The 15,122-nt window shown below is 35.9% G+C and carries 17 protein-coding genes and 1 pseudogene; 17 read left to right on the top strand and 1 reads right to left on the bottom strand.

Going from position 1 to position 15,122, the window contains the following annotated elements:
• Window positions 1-268 precede the first annotated feature (268 nt).
• From ACIQZA_RS12150 to ACIQZA_RS12120, 7 genes are all read left to right on the top strand, one after another.
• Window positions 269-1,294, top strand: coding sequence for a DoxX-like family protein (locus ACIQZA_RS12150; protein WP_402882746.1), 1,026 nt, complete (start codon window positions 269-271; stop codon window positions 1,292-1,294).
• Complete coding sequence (locus tag ACIQZA_RS12145; protein ID WP_142510226.1) at window positions 1,291-1,902, top strand: DUF4166 domain-containing protein; 612 nt, start codon at window positions 1,291-1,293, stop codon at window positions 1,900-1,902. Before ACIQZA_RS12150 ends, ACIQZA_RS12145 begins: the two co-directional genes overlap by 4 nt.
• Complete coding sequence (locus ACIQZA_RS12140) at window positions 1,871-3,406, top strand: YndJ family protein (RefSeq protein ID WP_402882744.1); 1,536 nt, start codon at window positions 1,871-1,873, stop codon at window positions 3,404-3,406. Before ACIQZA_RS12145 ends, ACIQZA_RS12140 begins: the two co-directional genes overlap by 32 nt.
• A 70-nt stretch (window positions 3,407-3,476) precedes the next feature.
• Window positions 3,477-3,914, top strand: a complete 438-nt coding sequence (locus ACIQZA_RS12135; protein ID WP_402882742.1) for a hypothetical protein — start codon at window positions 3,477-3,479, stop codon at window positions 3,912-3,914.
• A gap of 270 nt (window positions 3,915-4,184) precedes the next feature.
• A complete protein-coding gene (locus ACIQZA_RS12130; RefSeq protein WP_402882740.1) occupies window positions 4,185-5,867 on the top strand; it encodes a methyl-accepting chemotaxis protein in 1,683 nt (560 codons plus the stop codon).
• A gap of 262 nt (window positions 5,868-6,129) precedes the next feature.
• Window positions 6,130-7,776, top strand: coding sequence for a right-handed parallel beta-helix repeat-containing protein (locus ACIQZA_RS12125; protein WP_402882737.1), 1,647 nt, complete (start codon window positions 6,130-6,132; stop codon window positions 7,774-7,776).
• 474 nt (window positions 7,777-8,250) lie between these two features.
• Window positions 8,251-8,442: a hypothetical protein gene (locus ACIQZA_RS12120; protein WP_132358405.1), complete on the top strand. Its 192-nt coding sequence runs from the start codon at window positions 8,251-8,253 to the stop codon at window positions 8,440-8,442.
• Between the two features lie 206 nt (window positions 8,443-8,648).
• Here ACIQZA_RS12120 and aac(6') read toward each other — a convergent pair whose 3' ends face one another.
• Entirely contained in the window at window positions 8,649-9,083 is a 435-nt protein-coding gene (aac(6'), locus tag ACIQZA_RS12115; protein ID WP_402882735.1) for an aminoglycoside 6'-N-acetyltransferase, read from the bottom strand.
• 89 nt (window positions 9,084-9,172) lie between these two features.
• Here aac(6') and ACIQZA_RS12110 point away from each other — a divergent pair, with 89 nt between their 5' ends.
• From ACIQZA_RS12110 to ACIQZA_RS12065, 10 genes and pseudogenes are all read left to right on the top strand, one after another.
• Entirely contained in the window at window positions 9,173-9,736 is a 564-nt protein-coding gene (locus ACIQZA_RS12110; RefSeq protein ID WP_402882732.1) for a cysteine hydrolase family protein, read from the top strand.
• A gap of 1 nt (window position 9,737) precedes the next feature.
• A complete protein-coding gene (locus tag ACIQZA_RS12105) occupies window positions 9,738-9,983 on the top strand; it encodes a hypothetical protein (RefSeq protein ID WP_402882730.1) in 246 nt (81 codons plus the stop codon).
• Between the two features lie 323 nt (window positions 9,984-10,306).
• Window positions 10,307-10,882, top strand: a complete 576-nt coding sequence (locus ACIQZA_RS12100; protein WP_402882727.1) for a DNA-3-methyladenine glycosylase I — start codon at window positions 10,307-10,309, stop codon at window positions 10,880-10,882.
• On the top strand, window positions 10,872-11,555 hold the full coding sequence (locus tag ACIQZA_RS12095) for a DUF1963 domain-containing protein (protein ID WP_402882724.1): 684 nt from the start codon (window positions 10,872-10,874) through the stop codon (window positions 11,553-11,555). Before ACIQZA_RS12100 ends, ACIQZA_RS12095 begins: the two co-directional genes overlap by 11 nt.
• Before the next feature lie 511 nt (window positions 11,556-12,066).
• Window positions 12,067-12,357: a hypothetical protein gene (locus ACIQZA_RS12090; protein ID WP_255505263.1), complete on the top strand. Its 291-nt coding sequence runs from the start codon at window positions 12,067-12,069 to the stop codon at window positions 12,355-12,357.
• Window positions 12,358-12,519: 162 nt separating this feature from the next.
• Window positions 12,520-12,909: a hypothetical protein gene (locus tag ACIQZA_RS12085; protein ID WP_142510216.1), complete on the top strand. Its 390-nt coding sequence runs from the start codon at window positions 12,520-12,522 to the stop codon at window positions 12,907-12,909.
• A gap of 76 nt (window positions 12,910-12,985) precedes the next feature.
• Window positions 12,986-13,606 carry an NAD(P)-dependent oxidoreductase gene (locus tag ACIQZA_RS12080; protein ID WP_402882721.1) on the top strand — a complete coding sequence of 207 codons (621 nt, stop codon included), beginning with the start codon at window positions 12,986-12,988 and terminating at the stop codon, window positions 13,604-13,606.
• Window positions 13,607-13,804: 198 nt separating this feature from the next.
• Window positions 13,805-14,143 (top strand): annotated as a pseudogene (locus tag ACIQZA_RS12075) (O-methyltransferase); the annotation flags it as partial.
• A gap of 353 nt (window positions 14,144-14,496) precedes the next feature.
• Window positions 14,497-14,796 carry a DUF2089 family protein gene (locus tag ACIQZA_RS12070; RefSeq protein WP_400933851.1) on the top strand — a complete coding sequence of 100 codons (300 nt, stop codon included), beginning with the start codon at window positions 14,497-14,499 and terminating at the stop codon, window positions 14,794-14,796.
• Entirely contained in the window at window positions 14,796-15,095 is a 300-nt protein-coding gene (locus tag ACIQZA_RS12065; protein WP_402882718.1) for a hypothetical protein, read from the top strand. The genes ACIQZA_RS12070 and ACIQZA_RS12065 overlap by 1 nt, the downstream gene beginning before the upstream one ends.
• The last annotated feature ends 27 nt before the right edge of the window (window positions 15,096-15,122 follow it).

Raw genomic sequence — 15,122 nt, 5'->3', positions numbered from 1 at the left:
CGTGTTTGTCCAAGACCCTGGAGCGAAACGGAAGTTTTCTGTGCAAAAGCGAAATGCTAACGTAACAAAGTTTTATCTGTGCGAATGCGCTCAGTAGGAATGCAAATCAACCCTATGTTATGGTGCTGTTCCAATTAAATGGGTAAAGTCCAATTTATGGTGAAAAATTAATTTATTGCTATAATACCATTAATAGAGTGGTGGTTATGGAGGATTATAGAAAGTAAACTAAAATAACCAATAAGTTTGTTTGAAGGAGGATATAAAGATGAAGAAAAAGCCTATTTATGTGGAGGTGGATATACGAACACCCATCAATGAGGCTTGGAAATATACTCAAAACCCTAAGCTGCATGAGCAATGGGATTTACGTTTTACTTCTATTACATATATCGATAAAAAATCTCCTGAAGAACCTCAGCACTTTACCTATGAAACGAAGGTGATGCCGGGCATATCAGTTAGTGGCTGGGGTGAGAGTAAAGGAGAGCATCATAAAAAAGATGGCACGAAAACATCTTCGTTACATTTTGGCACACCCAAAAAAATATCTCCAATTGCACAGGGGAAAGGGTACTGGAAATACATTCCTAACGACAAGGGGCTCACATTTTTAACGCAGTATGATTATGATGTTCGCTACGGGAAACTAGGGAAATTATTTGATGCTGTGTTTCGTCCCGTAATGGGCTGGGCTACAGCTCTTAGTTTCGATGTTTTAAAAAGATGGCTTGAAAAAGGAGAAAATCCTTTTTCTCAGTATCGTCGCTTCTTTTTAACAATGCTTATCAGTGTGCTTTTTTGTTTTGTGTGGTTGTACCACGGTCTTGTACCGAAAATTATCGTACAACATCCTACTGAGGTGATGATGATTGAGGAATTACTAGGCGGGGATTATAGTCAGTTGAATGGATCGGGCGTTGAGCAGAGCGGATCTGCAATCGAGCCGAGCGGAAATGTTGCAGCGAACAAATCTACAACATTGCAAAAACTAGCAGGATCACCTAAGAGTAACACTAGCCAAATCCTAAACTGGATTGGACTTGCAGAGATCATCTTTGCACTTTGTTGGTTATTGCCTCGAGGAAAGCGTTTATTGTTTGGCGTGCAAATATTGCTATTTCCATTTTTAACATTGGGTGCCGTTCTAGCAGATAAAACGATTGCTTCTGCTCCATTTAATCCTGTAACACTTAATGTAGCATTGTGGGTATTGTCCATTATCGGGTTGATTTTAAGTAAAGATATGCCGAGTGCCAAAAGCTGTAAACGAAAGCGAGGAGGAACAGCATGACGATTTATCAAACTTTATTAGGTGAGGACTTTACTCGACTCCATCCAATGCTACAGAAGCGTTATATGTTACCTGTAGATCAGCCTTTTTATGCTACTGGCGTGATGCATAAAATTCAATCTGGTGCAAAGTGGCTGCGTCCTTTTTATGCGATAGCTACCAAAACTAGATTCCTGTTTCCAGAATCAGGTGACGATGTTCCATTCTCAATTTGTAATACTTGTCGAGTATTACCAAATGGGGAACTTGAAGTGTTATGGGAGCGTACTTTCCATTTTTCAAACAGCACTAGACATTTTGATGCGAGAATGACGATTGATCCAATCCGAAAAATAGTGAAAGATTACTTAGGATCACCAGCTCTTTTTTATTCAGATTTGCATTTTGCGGTGACAGGTGAGGGGAAATTGGTCATTCGCTCCGGAGTCCAACGATTTGTAGTTTCCAAAATAGAATGTTCAATACCCAAAATATTAGAGGGGCGTGTTATCGTCGAGGAAGGATTTGATGACAAAAGGAATGTGTTTACGATTCATGTGTCCATTCATAATCCAATAATAGGGAGGCTGATGATGTATGCTGGTGAATTTACGCAACAATCTAAGTAGTCCTGTCCTGCTATTAGGGCTTATGCTGTCGGTCGTTTGTTATTTGTTTAGCCCGCAGCCTGAATATATGTTGCTACTCACAGTTGCACAGCTGATCTTTGTTCCAGCGATGGTGAAAATGGTCATTTCCTTTAACAAAGCCGGCGATGCTATTATTGTCGCGATGATGCTTGCTATTACGTTGTTACATTGGTGGTCTGAAGGTTGGATAGCAATCGTTCTCGTACTTATTTATGTTCTTTATACGGCGTTTATAGCTATACAAGGTGTGAAGCGATTTTTACAGCGAGGCTTTACAAACATGGCGGAGATATCAATTGACGTGGGGCTTATTTATATATTGATCGGTGGACTATGGTTTTTTGCTTTTATCGCAAACATCGATACAGGTTTTTCATCGTTAATAACATGGTTAACAGCCATCCATTTTCATTATTCAGCTTGTTTATTAACTATTTCTATAGGTCTTTTTGGGCGAATACATAAGAGTAGATGGTACAATGCAGTCGTTGTTATATTATTGACAGGTCCACTTCTTGTTGCAATAGGTATAACGTTCTCTACAATAATAGAAATTATTTCAGTGACACTTTATATCGCGGCGATTTACAGTTTATTTTTCCTTGCTTTAAAAACGAAACTTCCTCGTGGACAAGGTTTACTATTACGCATTTCTTATGGGTCACTATGTATCACGATAATATGGTCATTTATGTATGCATTTGGCTATGTAGGGATACCAGAAATGCTAAAATTTCATGGATTTATGAATGGTATTTTCTTCGGTAGTGTAGGGGTACTAGCTTGGGCTATAGCTATTCCCGAAACTAAATTTCAACCATTCCATTTTCCAGTAAGCCAAATTAGGGGGAAATTGCGAGAACGAAAAGACCCGCACCCTGGTTTAGTCGATGCGCTTAGTGACTTTGTGGATACGACAAAGCTGCCACCCATCATTCCACATTTTTATGAAGAAACAAATCAGTATCGTTTAATGGCATCTGTAAGGTGGAAAATCTGGTTTAAACCGTTTGCTTTGATTTATCAAGGCTTAAGTCGCTTCATGCAACAGCTGAATTTACCCTTCTCCAGTAAGCAAATTGAGATGACAGGAAAGGTTGTTAAAGTTGATGAGCTATACGATGGACGTCCATCTTCACGTGCCTGGATTCGTAAAATAGACAAACAAACAACCTTTGTCGCAATCTATTCAAAGCATACAACAGGACAAACCACCTATATGAATATTGCACTTCCACTGCCTTTTTCAACAATGATTGGCGTGTTACATTTATATGATGAGAATGGTGCTTTATATTTAACGAGTAATCTCGATGGGGATGCTGGGATTTATTTAGCCATCAATCATTTTTTATTTCAACTACCTTTACAGGAGCATTTTAAGATAAAGGCAGAAGATGAAACAACACTAACGGCTGTGCACAAAATGCGTATTTTCGGTCTACCTTTTTTAGAAATTAACTATCAAATAACAAGAAAATAGAGTCTTATTGAAGGAATCTGCCTATCTTTACTAGAAGGTCATATAGACACAATAATAAAGGGGTGATTCGTTGCGATTAACGAAAGGGATTTCAGGTTTTGATGCAGACCATCTCATTGAACAGGATATGCGATCTTTCCAGTCGATGGTTTATCATTTAGTTACAAGTGAACAACGAGCAAAAGCTCTACAATTTATTGATCAGCCTCATTTTATTTATATGCAAGCGGTGATTCAACTGGAAGATGAGCGTTTGACGATCATTCATCATAGGCTGACGCCTTATATTGCATTTGCAAAGTTTGATGAAGAGTTAAGCTTTCAATTTTTAACAAAAGCTCAATTGCACAAATATTTTCCGATGCGTAAATGCCTTACTGCCGATACACTAAACACATTGTTGATGGAGGATAAGGAGTTGCACAGTTTATCGGAGGTAGAATGGAAATACATTTCACACTTTGATAGTAAAACAATCGGAGATGTTATGTTTAATTATTGGGATTAATATTTAAATAGAAGGAACAGTCTACTTTTGAGGCTGTTCCTTTTGCGTGTCAAAAGTCCTGTTGTGTAATTTTTTATTTAGTCCATCTGTCCGAAAATTATGGAAATTATTATCTGCTAAAAATTACATGAAAATCAACTAGTTATTTCATTTAATCTAGTTAAAATTCCAAATCAATCCAAACTTGGCTCAAGAGTGTTAAATTACTAATGGTGTGCAAATTATGACAATGCACATTAGATTGCATTTGGAAAGTAAGGAGCATTTGAAATGAATTTTAAGTCAATTAGTAAAAGAATCGTTTTTTCCTTTAGCATTGTAGTAGCAGTAGTGATTTTATACATTGGTTACAATTTTTATGCAGTCAACCAAAGCAACAGCGCAACGGAACAAATTATTGATGAAGAAATGCAATTACTAATTACAGATTATGAGGAAGCTCAGACGATAGGGCTAAGAATTGCAGCAGCTAGAGGTTATGTACTTTCTGGTGATGAAAAGTATAAGAAAATTTTTGAAGATAATGTAAAGCGTGCGGATGAGAATGAGAAACAACGTTTAGTAATATCAGAGACAGGTGATTTCAACAAATTTGCGGAAATGGCTAAAGAATGGAGCAGTTATATTGAAAAAGAAGTATTTACTGTTTATGATCAAGGCCAAATTGAACAAGCGACGAAAAATTTAGCAACTATGAGTAATAAGGCGACGGAAATACGTGAAGGCTTTGAGGGGTTAGCAGAGCATCGTAAGCAATCGATTAATGCGACTGGTGCAGACATTGTCAGTGCAGGGGAGACTAAGCAGCTTACAGGTATAATCGTCGGTATTGTGATTGTTATCGTGTCCATCGTGATTGCATTATTAAGTGCTCGAATCATTTCTAGACCAATCATCGCTGTGACAAATCGTATGCAACGAATTACTGAAGGTGATTTAAGTGAGCCTGCACTTGTGGTGAATTCCAAAGATGAAGTAGGGAGGCTTACAGAAGCAACTAATACGATGTCCAATATTTTGAACCGTTTATTAAAGCAAATTCAAACAGTGTCTAATGATGTAGCTGCGCATAGTGAAGAGCTTATGCAATCAGCGACAGAGGTGAAAACGGCTACGGCACAAATTGTTGACACAGTCACTGAAATCGCGAGTGGTACAGAAGTGCAGGCAAGTAATGCATCAGATGTAGCTACAACAATGACAGAATTCACCTTAAAGATAACAGATGTCAATAATAGCAGTACGGATGTTCAGCAGTATTCCCAAAATGTTATGGCTTTAACGAAAGATGGCCAAGATTTAATGGACGCATCTACTGAGCAAATGACATCCATTCATCATATTGTGAAGGATGCAGTTCATAAGGTGGACGAACTAAGTAGACAAACTCAGGACATTTCAAAAATCGTGGCAGTGATACAGGGTATTGCTGCACAAACGAATTTACTGGCACTTAATGCAGCGATCGAAGCGGCTCGAGCTGGAGAAAATGGTAAAGGATTTGCGGTCGTTGCAGATGAGGTTCGTAAACTTGCTGAACAAGTAGCAGTCTCGGTTGACGATATCACAGGCATCGTACAAAAAATTCAACAAGATTCAAACACGGTGACATCCTCATTGGAAAATGGCTACGAAGAGGTTGAAAAAGGCACAACTCAAATTGCCTCCACAAATGAAACATTCAGCCAGATTGCAGAAGCTGTTTACTCAATGTCAGCAAACATTGACAGCATGACGACAAAGCTAGAAGACGTAGTACAAAGCACTGTCAATATTAATAAATCAGTGGACGAAATTGCCGCTGTCTCGGAGCAATCCGCTGCAGGCATACAGCAAACTTCTGCAACAATCGAACAAGCAGCCAGCTCTATGGATGAAATCAATAATAGATCAGCCAATTTAGCACAAATGGCAGAGAGTTTAAACGACCTTGTTAGGAAATTTAAATTGTAATTATGTCTATTGTAATTCTGGACTTGCATTTATTACGGAATCATAAGTAGCTGCACCGAAAATTTAAAATCAGTTAAACCAGCAATGACGAGAAAATTGTTTAATTGCTGGTTTTTTAGTTTGCTTTAGAAGGATGAAATAGAAAATATATGTATTATCTACCCTCTATAAAAGAATCGATTGTAAATTATTTGTACAAAATTGAATAATAGGAAGTTCAATGGGGATATAAATAAAAGAAAACCGACATAGGAGTGTAGAGATGGCGACACTTGTTGTAAAGAGAAGTATTATGCACCGATACCAAAGTATTGGGCAGGCGATTCAAGAGGCAGAGCCGGGGGATTTGATTGAAATCCGGGATGGAATATATGAAGAAAGCTTCGAAATTTCCAAAAGGCTGACACTTTATGGAGTGGGGAATGTGACCATTAAAGGTGGCGTGTTTATCCGCTATCAGACACTTGTAAATATGCGAAACCTGCGTTTTACTCAAGGGCAGGGTATTTATGTAAAGGGAGATTTACAGCTAGAAAACTGTGTCATTGAGCAACAAATGGTGCAGACACAAGTGACCGTAAGTTTCGGTAGTTTAATGATGAAAAATGTCGATATTTTAGCAAGCCCAATCAATCATTTTGGTTTAAGTATTGATAATGGCTCAAGCGTTATTCTAGTGGATACAACGATCCAGCATCATGTTAAAGCTCAAATTAATGTGCAAAATAGTGAAATCGCATTAACTAATTGTATGCTGTTAGAAGGGCAAACGAATGGCATTTATGCAATGCGTGATGTAAAAATGGAGCTTGTGGATTGTGAAATTCATGGACATAAAAAGGCACAAATTGTAGCAGCCTTCAGTTCAATTTCAATGACCAATACACTTATTCACCAAGGGAAAGATGTAGGGGTGCAAGTTTTTGATAGCTCGAAACTAACGATGGATGGCTGTGAAATCAAGCATCATCAAGACACGCAACTGGTTGTTCATCAAAGTGAATTGATGGTGACAGATTCTATCTTTTCTGATGGAGTAGGAAACGGGCTATATGTTGGTGAGAAATCTAGGGCGATCATGTATGATTGTAAGATCCAGCGTCATGTGAAGTCTCAGTTGTTAATTGAAAATAGTAAAGCGGAGTTTCGTACATGTAGGATAAATAAGGGAAGGGCGACAGGCGTTACGATTGTCAACGAAGCCGATGTATCGATGACAGAGTGTGATCTCCAAGAACACCCACAATTTCACTTTATTATTGACTCAAGCGGGTTAAAGCTCAATCAGTGTAAGATCCAATTTGGGCAGGCAGGTGGTATTTATGGCAATGATCACGCCAAAATTACGCTGCAGAATACAATAATTCAAGAGCTTGAAAGTCATCATATTTATATAAATAATGCTCGACTCTTTACAGATAATTGTACGTTTGACCACATTAGCGGAAATGCGATTACTTGTATTGATGCTATTTTTGAAGTTACGAATAGTGAATTTAGCAACTGTTATGAAGGTAAATATGCAATAGTTTGGTCTGATAAGTCAATCGGGCGTATTGAGCATTGTACGATTGATAAAGCAGATCGCCCATTTTTAGCGATGTCCAATCAATCTTTACTTGAGATGGTGTATACAGATCTAACGGCTGTAAAAATACCGGCTGTTGTACAGGGGAAGAGCCAATTATTTATCGAAGGGTATACTAACAAGACAATATGGAAGACTGATACAACGTCGAGAATAGTTAATTTGCCAGTCAATACTAGTGACAAGACAAAGAATGTTATATTCAATCAAACAAAAATAGCTGGTATCCAAAAATTGGATGAAAAATTACAAATACCAGTTGAAAATTTACAAAAATTTAACATTAATGCCCCGGATAATAATATTAACAAAACAGTGTAAATTAACCGAATACAAAAGAAGGATAAGTAGTTTCGATTATTTTGAAATTACTTTTTTTGTGAGCTAAAAGCAATGTGTAACGACAGATGATGTATAATAAAGATAAAAATGTATTAAAAAAATGAGCATTTTATTTGTTGTCCTTATTCATTCAAACATGCTTTCGTATTTAGACTTATAAGCCGTGCTGTAGAATACTAAAATTCGACAAATGGGATTGATATTTTTATAATAGAATTAATAAATATCAAAAATCGTTACACATCCTTCACTGAAAATTATTATTGAATAATAATGTTTTTTTGTAGAAGTTGGAATTTTATTAAAATAAAGTAAAATTTGGATTAATTAAGTCCATGTGTTATCCTATAATTAGTGAAAATAGGTCATGGAATGGTTGTATTAGTTCGCTGTTTGAGAAAAGTGAATAATGATTATAAAATAATAAATGATTAAATTGGAGGTGAAAAAAGTATGTTTGGGCTTTCGAAAGAAGAAATTATGTTATTGCTTGAGAAGGTAGGATTAGAAGAAAAACAAAAAAAAGCAATTGCGAACATTATGTATCTTAACAATGAGCGAATAGAGCAACAACTTGCATTTATTATTCACCTAGTAATGGACGAGCGCGAAAGAAACATTTCAGCCAATACATATTTAAATTAATAAATAGTACATATAATAGCCAAAATAAAAGGACTTTTAAGGTTTGTGTTCCTGTTATAGATCCTTTATATATCGAACAAATATTAATCACAAGTGTGTAAAAAAGCACTTGTGATTTTTTTCTTTTTTGCAATATTAACTGTCTATATACTCGCAGATAACAAAAATAACGAATAAGGTTATTCCGTAGGGGGATCACCTCATTTTTATAATTCCTTCGTAAAACAAATAATGCGGTTCGCTTCGGTGAAACCTAATTTAAGATGGACTGCTAGACTTTCGAGATTTTGCATTTCACAATCACTAGCGAATTCTAGACATCCTTTATGTTTAGCCCAATGCTCACAACTCTCAATCAGAAGCTTTGCAAAGCCTTTCTGCCGATAGTGTTCTTTTACGAAGAGTCCTTCTAAATAGCCGACTGGGCTTGAGTGGGTACCTTCAACATAATCTGTTCGGAGTTGACATTGTGCAAAACCGACTGCTTTATCATCCACATATGCCAGGAAAATCGTAGCGTTTTCAGCATTTATTAGTTGCGCCATTTCTTCGTTTAATTCATCTAACGTATGATTTGGCCAGAGTTGAAGTGCTAAAAATGATGCTGTTTGAACATCTTCTCTAGTGGCTTGTTTAATCATATTGAGTCTCCTTTGTTTAAAATGGTAAAAATTGAAACTTTTTGCTTTTTAAGAACGTAAAAATATAAAAATACAGGGAGGTAAATATTTTGAAGCACGCGTTAATGGTACTCGATATTCAAAATGATTACCTTAGTAATCAAGCCCGAATGCCTGTGGCAAAGCATCAAATTGAGCCCATTTTAAAAGGCATTAATGACCTGATAAAAAGAGCTGAAAGATCAAATGTCCCTATCCTCTATATTAGGAATGAATTTGAGCGAAAGCAAGTACTTTCCAACCTTTTACGAAAATTCACTGCATTAAAAGGGAGTAAAGGTGCGGAAATGGATAAACGATTATTAAAAGCTGAGGGGGTGTATTTTTCAAAAAATAAAGCGGATGCATTTAGTAATCCTAGCTTAATGAAGTATTTAAACAATAATGGCATCCACGAATTAATAGTAATGGGCGCTTTTATAGAAGGCTGTGTAACTGCAACAGTGGAAGGGGCTCTAGCTAGAAATTTTGCTGTAACTGTTGTGGGGGATGCAGTCGCGGGTGCTACTGATCAAAGTAAGGAAGCAGCCTTAATTAGGTTAGCTACACAAGACATCTTAATCCTTAGCTCGGAACAAATTTTTGAAAGTGAAAATGACAAAGGGGAAATTTGAAATGACACTTTTCCAACGATTAATTGTACAAGCTAACAACCCAAGAGGATTCATAGGCTCAATGATGCTACGAATTTTGAATAAGGGGCATAGTAGTATGAATACTTGGCTAATGAAACAGGAAGCCATAAATGTTGGTGATCTTGTATTAATTGTTGGCTGTGGAGGTGGAAAAACACTTCAATCCTTATCGAATATTAATCCAAGTGGTAAAATCTATAGTATGGATGTGCAAATGGAAAAGTGATCGTGACCAAAGCAAGTGTTTCAAGCATTTCGTACACAGATTAGTTTTTTGATACGATTACAGCGTTCCAAACGCATTATTTTTTGCTACACATAGCAACTGTTGTGAAGGATGTATTTAGAGTATTGAAGGACGATGGGAAGAATCATAATTTCGGAGCTCTATAAAATTAATTATCATATGAAAGCCTATAAAACAAAACCTGAAATCAAGTAGCTGTTTGAAAGTATTGGGTTTTAAACCGTTACTATAAAGGAAAATACACAAAATGGCTGGCTTTGTATAATAGGGATAAATGAATACATAAAATGGAGGATATATAAATGAAAAGATGTGAATGGGTCAAGTTAGATGAACCTTTATATGTTGAGTATCATGACAAAGAATGGGGTATTCCCGTCTATGATGATCAGCATTTATTTGAGATGCTCTGTTTAGAGGGGGCACAAGCTGGACTTAGCTGGTGGACAATTCTACAAAAAAGAGAGGGCTACCGGGCAGCTTTCGATCAATTTGATGCTTCGAAAATCATACGCTATACGGATGACAAGCTACAGGAGCTTCGTCAGGATTCTCGCATCGTACGTAATAAGCTTAAAATTGCTAGTGTTGTGACGAATGCTCAAGCCTTTCTACGGATACAAGAGAAATATGGCTCCTTCTCTAAGTATATTTGGGGATTTGTGGATCATCAGCCGATTAGCAATGAATGGTCGTCCATTGCTGATGTACCTGCTACAACAGAAATTAGTGAACGAATGAGCAAGCAATTAAAAAAAGACGGCTTTAAATTTGTTGGAAGTACGATTTGCTATTCATTTATGCAGGCAACAGGAATGGTTAATGATCATGTCGTAGATTGTATTTGTCGAAGTGAGGGATCAGCTAATGGAAATTGATGATATTAAGGCACAGCTAGTGAGACAGGCAACAATTTTTGAAACAGGTGGGTTTAGACCTACATATGACTTGCTAGAAAGCTGGATTGGCTATGTTGGATGGTCTTTACCTGAGGAACAGAGGCCACAAGGGTTTCAGCCACTAGCGACCTTATTTTTAAAGGACCTTTCTTTTGTGCCTGCGTCCCTAAAGCATATTGAATTGCTAGTATTATTTATCAATGATGAAATATTTGATCACCTCATAGAAGATGATCTTAGCCGTTTTTTTGAAATAAGAGCATATACCTCAATAGAAGGGTTAATCCAGCAAAATTGGCAGCATGACCGTATTCGCGCTTTTCCGCTTATTCCAAAACATATTGATAATGATTATCCAACATGGGATGGAGGTGGGATTCCATCTGATGTGGAGGATGAAATTTTAAGGTTAGAGCACGAGGAGGATTTTGAATACTTCGATGATATTGTAGAGGAAATATACGCTATTCATAAAATAGGTGGCTATCCAGCGTTTTGTCAAAGTGGTCATGATTACGGTGAGGACTTTCCCTTTGTATTACAGATTGCCTCAGACGAGAAGGCACATTTCAATATCGTCGATAATGGAAATTTCTATTTCTTTTTTAATCCAAAACTACATGAATGGCGTGTTCATTGCGATTTTTATTAGCAGTGAAATTTATAAGATAGATGTTACAAACAAACGTCTATTGATGACATGATTAGGAGGAATAATGATGAGGAGGCAAACTTCTGAAATTAGCAAAGTAAAGAAGGTGAGGAAAATGGAAAACAAAACAGTTATTAAGAGCGGAATTAGTTTTGGCTCCGTATTAGCCATTACTATTTCCTGGAGTGTAAATCATTCCATTATATGGGCAATCATCCATGGTTGTTTAAGTTGGTTGTATGTAATTTATTACGCACTAATAAGATAAAAATGTTTTAATGTGAAATCCAATGATAAAAGCGGGATGAATGTGGAACCTGACACTGTGCAATTGTTTAACGATACATTGAATTGTATACATACAATAGAGAATGTGTGCTTTGTTCATAACTTTTGAGCATTTAGCATAAATAACTAAGTGCTCGTTTTTCGATGAAAAGCTCATATTAAGAAAGATTACTAACATCTTTCCATGTATCGTAGAAGAAAGGTTGATAGGATGACACATCAAGTGACCGCCACAAGCAATATTGATTTTAATGCTACAGGTGTTGATGAAATATTACAAAATGTAGCTTTTATATTATCTACTTTCGTAATATCTTGCCCTTTTTACAGAGATTATGGTTTAAGACTAGACACGCTTCCACCTTTCCAGCTTGTCAAAAGACGTAACACCGCACGTCTTTTGGAAAGCATTCAACGTTTCGTGCCACGAGCTATAGTAATAGATGTTGATTATGTTGGGGATGCATATGTAGGAAAATTAGAACCTGTTGTGAAAGTAATCGTAAACGAATAAACGATTAAGGTAAATATTGTCCCCTTGCTAGGCTATCTAAATGTTAGTCTGGCAAATATTATGGGGATTATTAAACAAATATTTCATATTGGGCCAGTGAGACTCATTCATTATTTAATATGATAAGCGTATTCTATTAAAAAGATGAAATGGAGAGAACATATGAGAGGATTAATAAAAGGCCTTTTTATTTTATTTTCCTTGATGTTAGTAACTGCAGCATTGCTAAAATATAATCAACCTTCATATGAAAGACCCATTCAAAAAAATCCCGATACAAATTATAGTGAAGAAATTGGTGAAAAATTACAAAGCACGAATTTTACACAAAAAATTATAGTAGCGTTACGAGCAGCAGGCTATTTTCCAGATAGTACAATCGGCTACTTAATTGAAACTCCGAGCAATCAACTAATAACGATACAATTACATAATTTAGATAAACTCGAAAAGAGTACAGAAAGCGAAATCCAAAATATCGTCAATAGTATCGCGGAAACTAATGATCTTCAGCTATTTATCGTTAATATCAGACTTACTGATGTTCATTAACAACGCTTAAGGATAAGAGACCTCTAAATCGTTACAGAACATTTGTATGCTATAATCAAGAAAAGAGGTGATCATAGTGAGAATTTTAGTTTTAGGTGCCACTGGACGCGTTGGTAGCCATATAGTTTCCCTAGCGTTACGAGATAAACATAGCGTTACAGCTTTAGTTCGTCACCCAAATAAGCTAAAAATAAGTGATGAAAATTTACATATTGTACAAGGAAATGTTTTAGAAAAACAAGATATAGCAAAGGTCATGGCGAATGTAGATATTGTAATTAGTGCATTAAACACTGATGGTACAAATACATTAACTGAAAGTATGCCGCTAATTCTTGATGCAATGGAAAAAGAGCATGTGAAAAGAATGATAACTGTCGGAACAGCTAGTATTCTACAAAGTCGATTGACACCAAGTATTTTACGTTATCAATCGAGCGAATCAAAAAGAAAAACAACCTTTGCGGCAGAGGAGCATCATAAAGCCTATCATTTATTGAAAAACTCTAATACTGATTGGACAATCGTCTGTCCGACATACTTACCGGATGGTGAATATACGGGCACTTATCGTATCGAACGAGACTTTTTACCGGATGGTGGGATAGAAATATCTGTAGCAGATACCGCAGAGTTTGCCTATCTACAAATTCAGAGTAAAGAATATGTGAAATCGCGTGTAGGTATTGCGTATTAGATTTTCAAACAAATACGTAATTAATTATAAGAAGAGACAAAAAGAGACTGAAAAAACATATTTTAAAGGTTGGTAGAACTTTGTTCAGCTTTAGGGGGGCGTTAATCGAAAAGGGTTAACGCTTTTTTGGTTGTTCAGGAAATTAAAAAAATATGCAAGTGTGTAATGTAGGGAAGAAGTAAGAATCAATTAGATTTTGGTTTTGGTGAACAGGTAACCTATATAACAGGACCTGCATTGGAAAGTCTTGAAAAACTAGTACAAAGAAATGAGCGATTCGACTTTTTCTTTATCGATGCTGATAAGGATAATTATGAAAACTATTTAAATTACTGTGTACAGCTAGCAAATCCCGATGCAATCATAGTTACTGACAATGTGCTTGCTGCAGGAAGTGTGGCAGATCCAAATGCCAAACCAAAACGATATACGGAAATAATGAAGAAATTCAATGAAGCAGTAGCGAACCACCCTCAATTAGAGTCGATTATTATTCCAATTGGTGATGGTATGACACTTTCACAAGTGAAGAAATAAGGGTCGTTTTAATACGAGGAGGCACTGACGGTTTGCATGTTAGTGCTTTTTTGCTTAGCCTACAAGTATAAACCAATTAAATATCCACCCGGCAGCCTCCTAAGATTCCTACTATAATTAAGACAAGTCCATGCTTTTACAGATGATCAACATTTTTTAAAACAATGCCCATTTAAACGACAATAATTCCACAAAACATTTGAATAAATGATAAACCTCGCATTAGCCCAACGGAAAGTTTCTACGTCTAAAAAACTGTTTTGCTTAAAATAACCTTAAAAAAATGAATAATATTAATAATTACTTGAATTTTATTTAATTATTATTTAACATTATTAAAAAGGAGGGGTGATATGAACCGTGATGAAGTACCATCTTGGATTTTATCTTTAGATAAAGAATCTGTTGAATTTATAAGAAAATTTATAATAAATTCTGGGTCTTTAAAGAATATATCTAAAATTTATGGTGTCTCATATCCGACTGTAAGGACTAAATTAGATACTTTAATTAAAAAAATTGAACTGAATAGCAATACGGAAGACCTGGAGTTTGTAAATATGATTAAAAATTTGGTTATTGATGAACGGTTGAGTTTAGAGACGGCAAAAATGATTATTGATAAATATAAAAGCGAAAGGAATGATGAATAATGGATCCAAATTATAAATGGTTGATAGCCATTTTAATAGCCATTGTAATAATAGGAGTTCAATCTTTTTTATCTAGAAGAGCCAACGTTTACTTTGGAGCAATTGTACCTATTCTGTATTTAGTTTTTATTTTTGGATGGTGGATAACTAGAACGGGAAATGTCAATACATCTTCACTCATTAAAGTTGCAGTTGCTGGTACTTTGTTTTTATTAGGAACTTGGGCTAAAGGAAGGGAATCTCTAAAAAATAAAAGAAAGAAAGAATTGGATAAAATGAAGTTACATGATATTCATTAATAAATTTTTAGGGAATATTTTGAATCA

It is taken from the genome of Lysinibacillus sp. NPDC096382 (genome assembly GCF_044762845.1).
Taxonomy (GTDB): Bacteria; Bacillota; Bacilli; order Bacillales_A; family Planococcaceae; genus Lysinibacillus.
The sequence above is the reverse complement of the archived record's forward strand: the minus strand, read 5'-3'. Positions and strand labels throughout refer to the sequence as shown.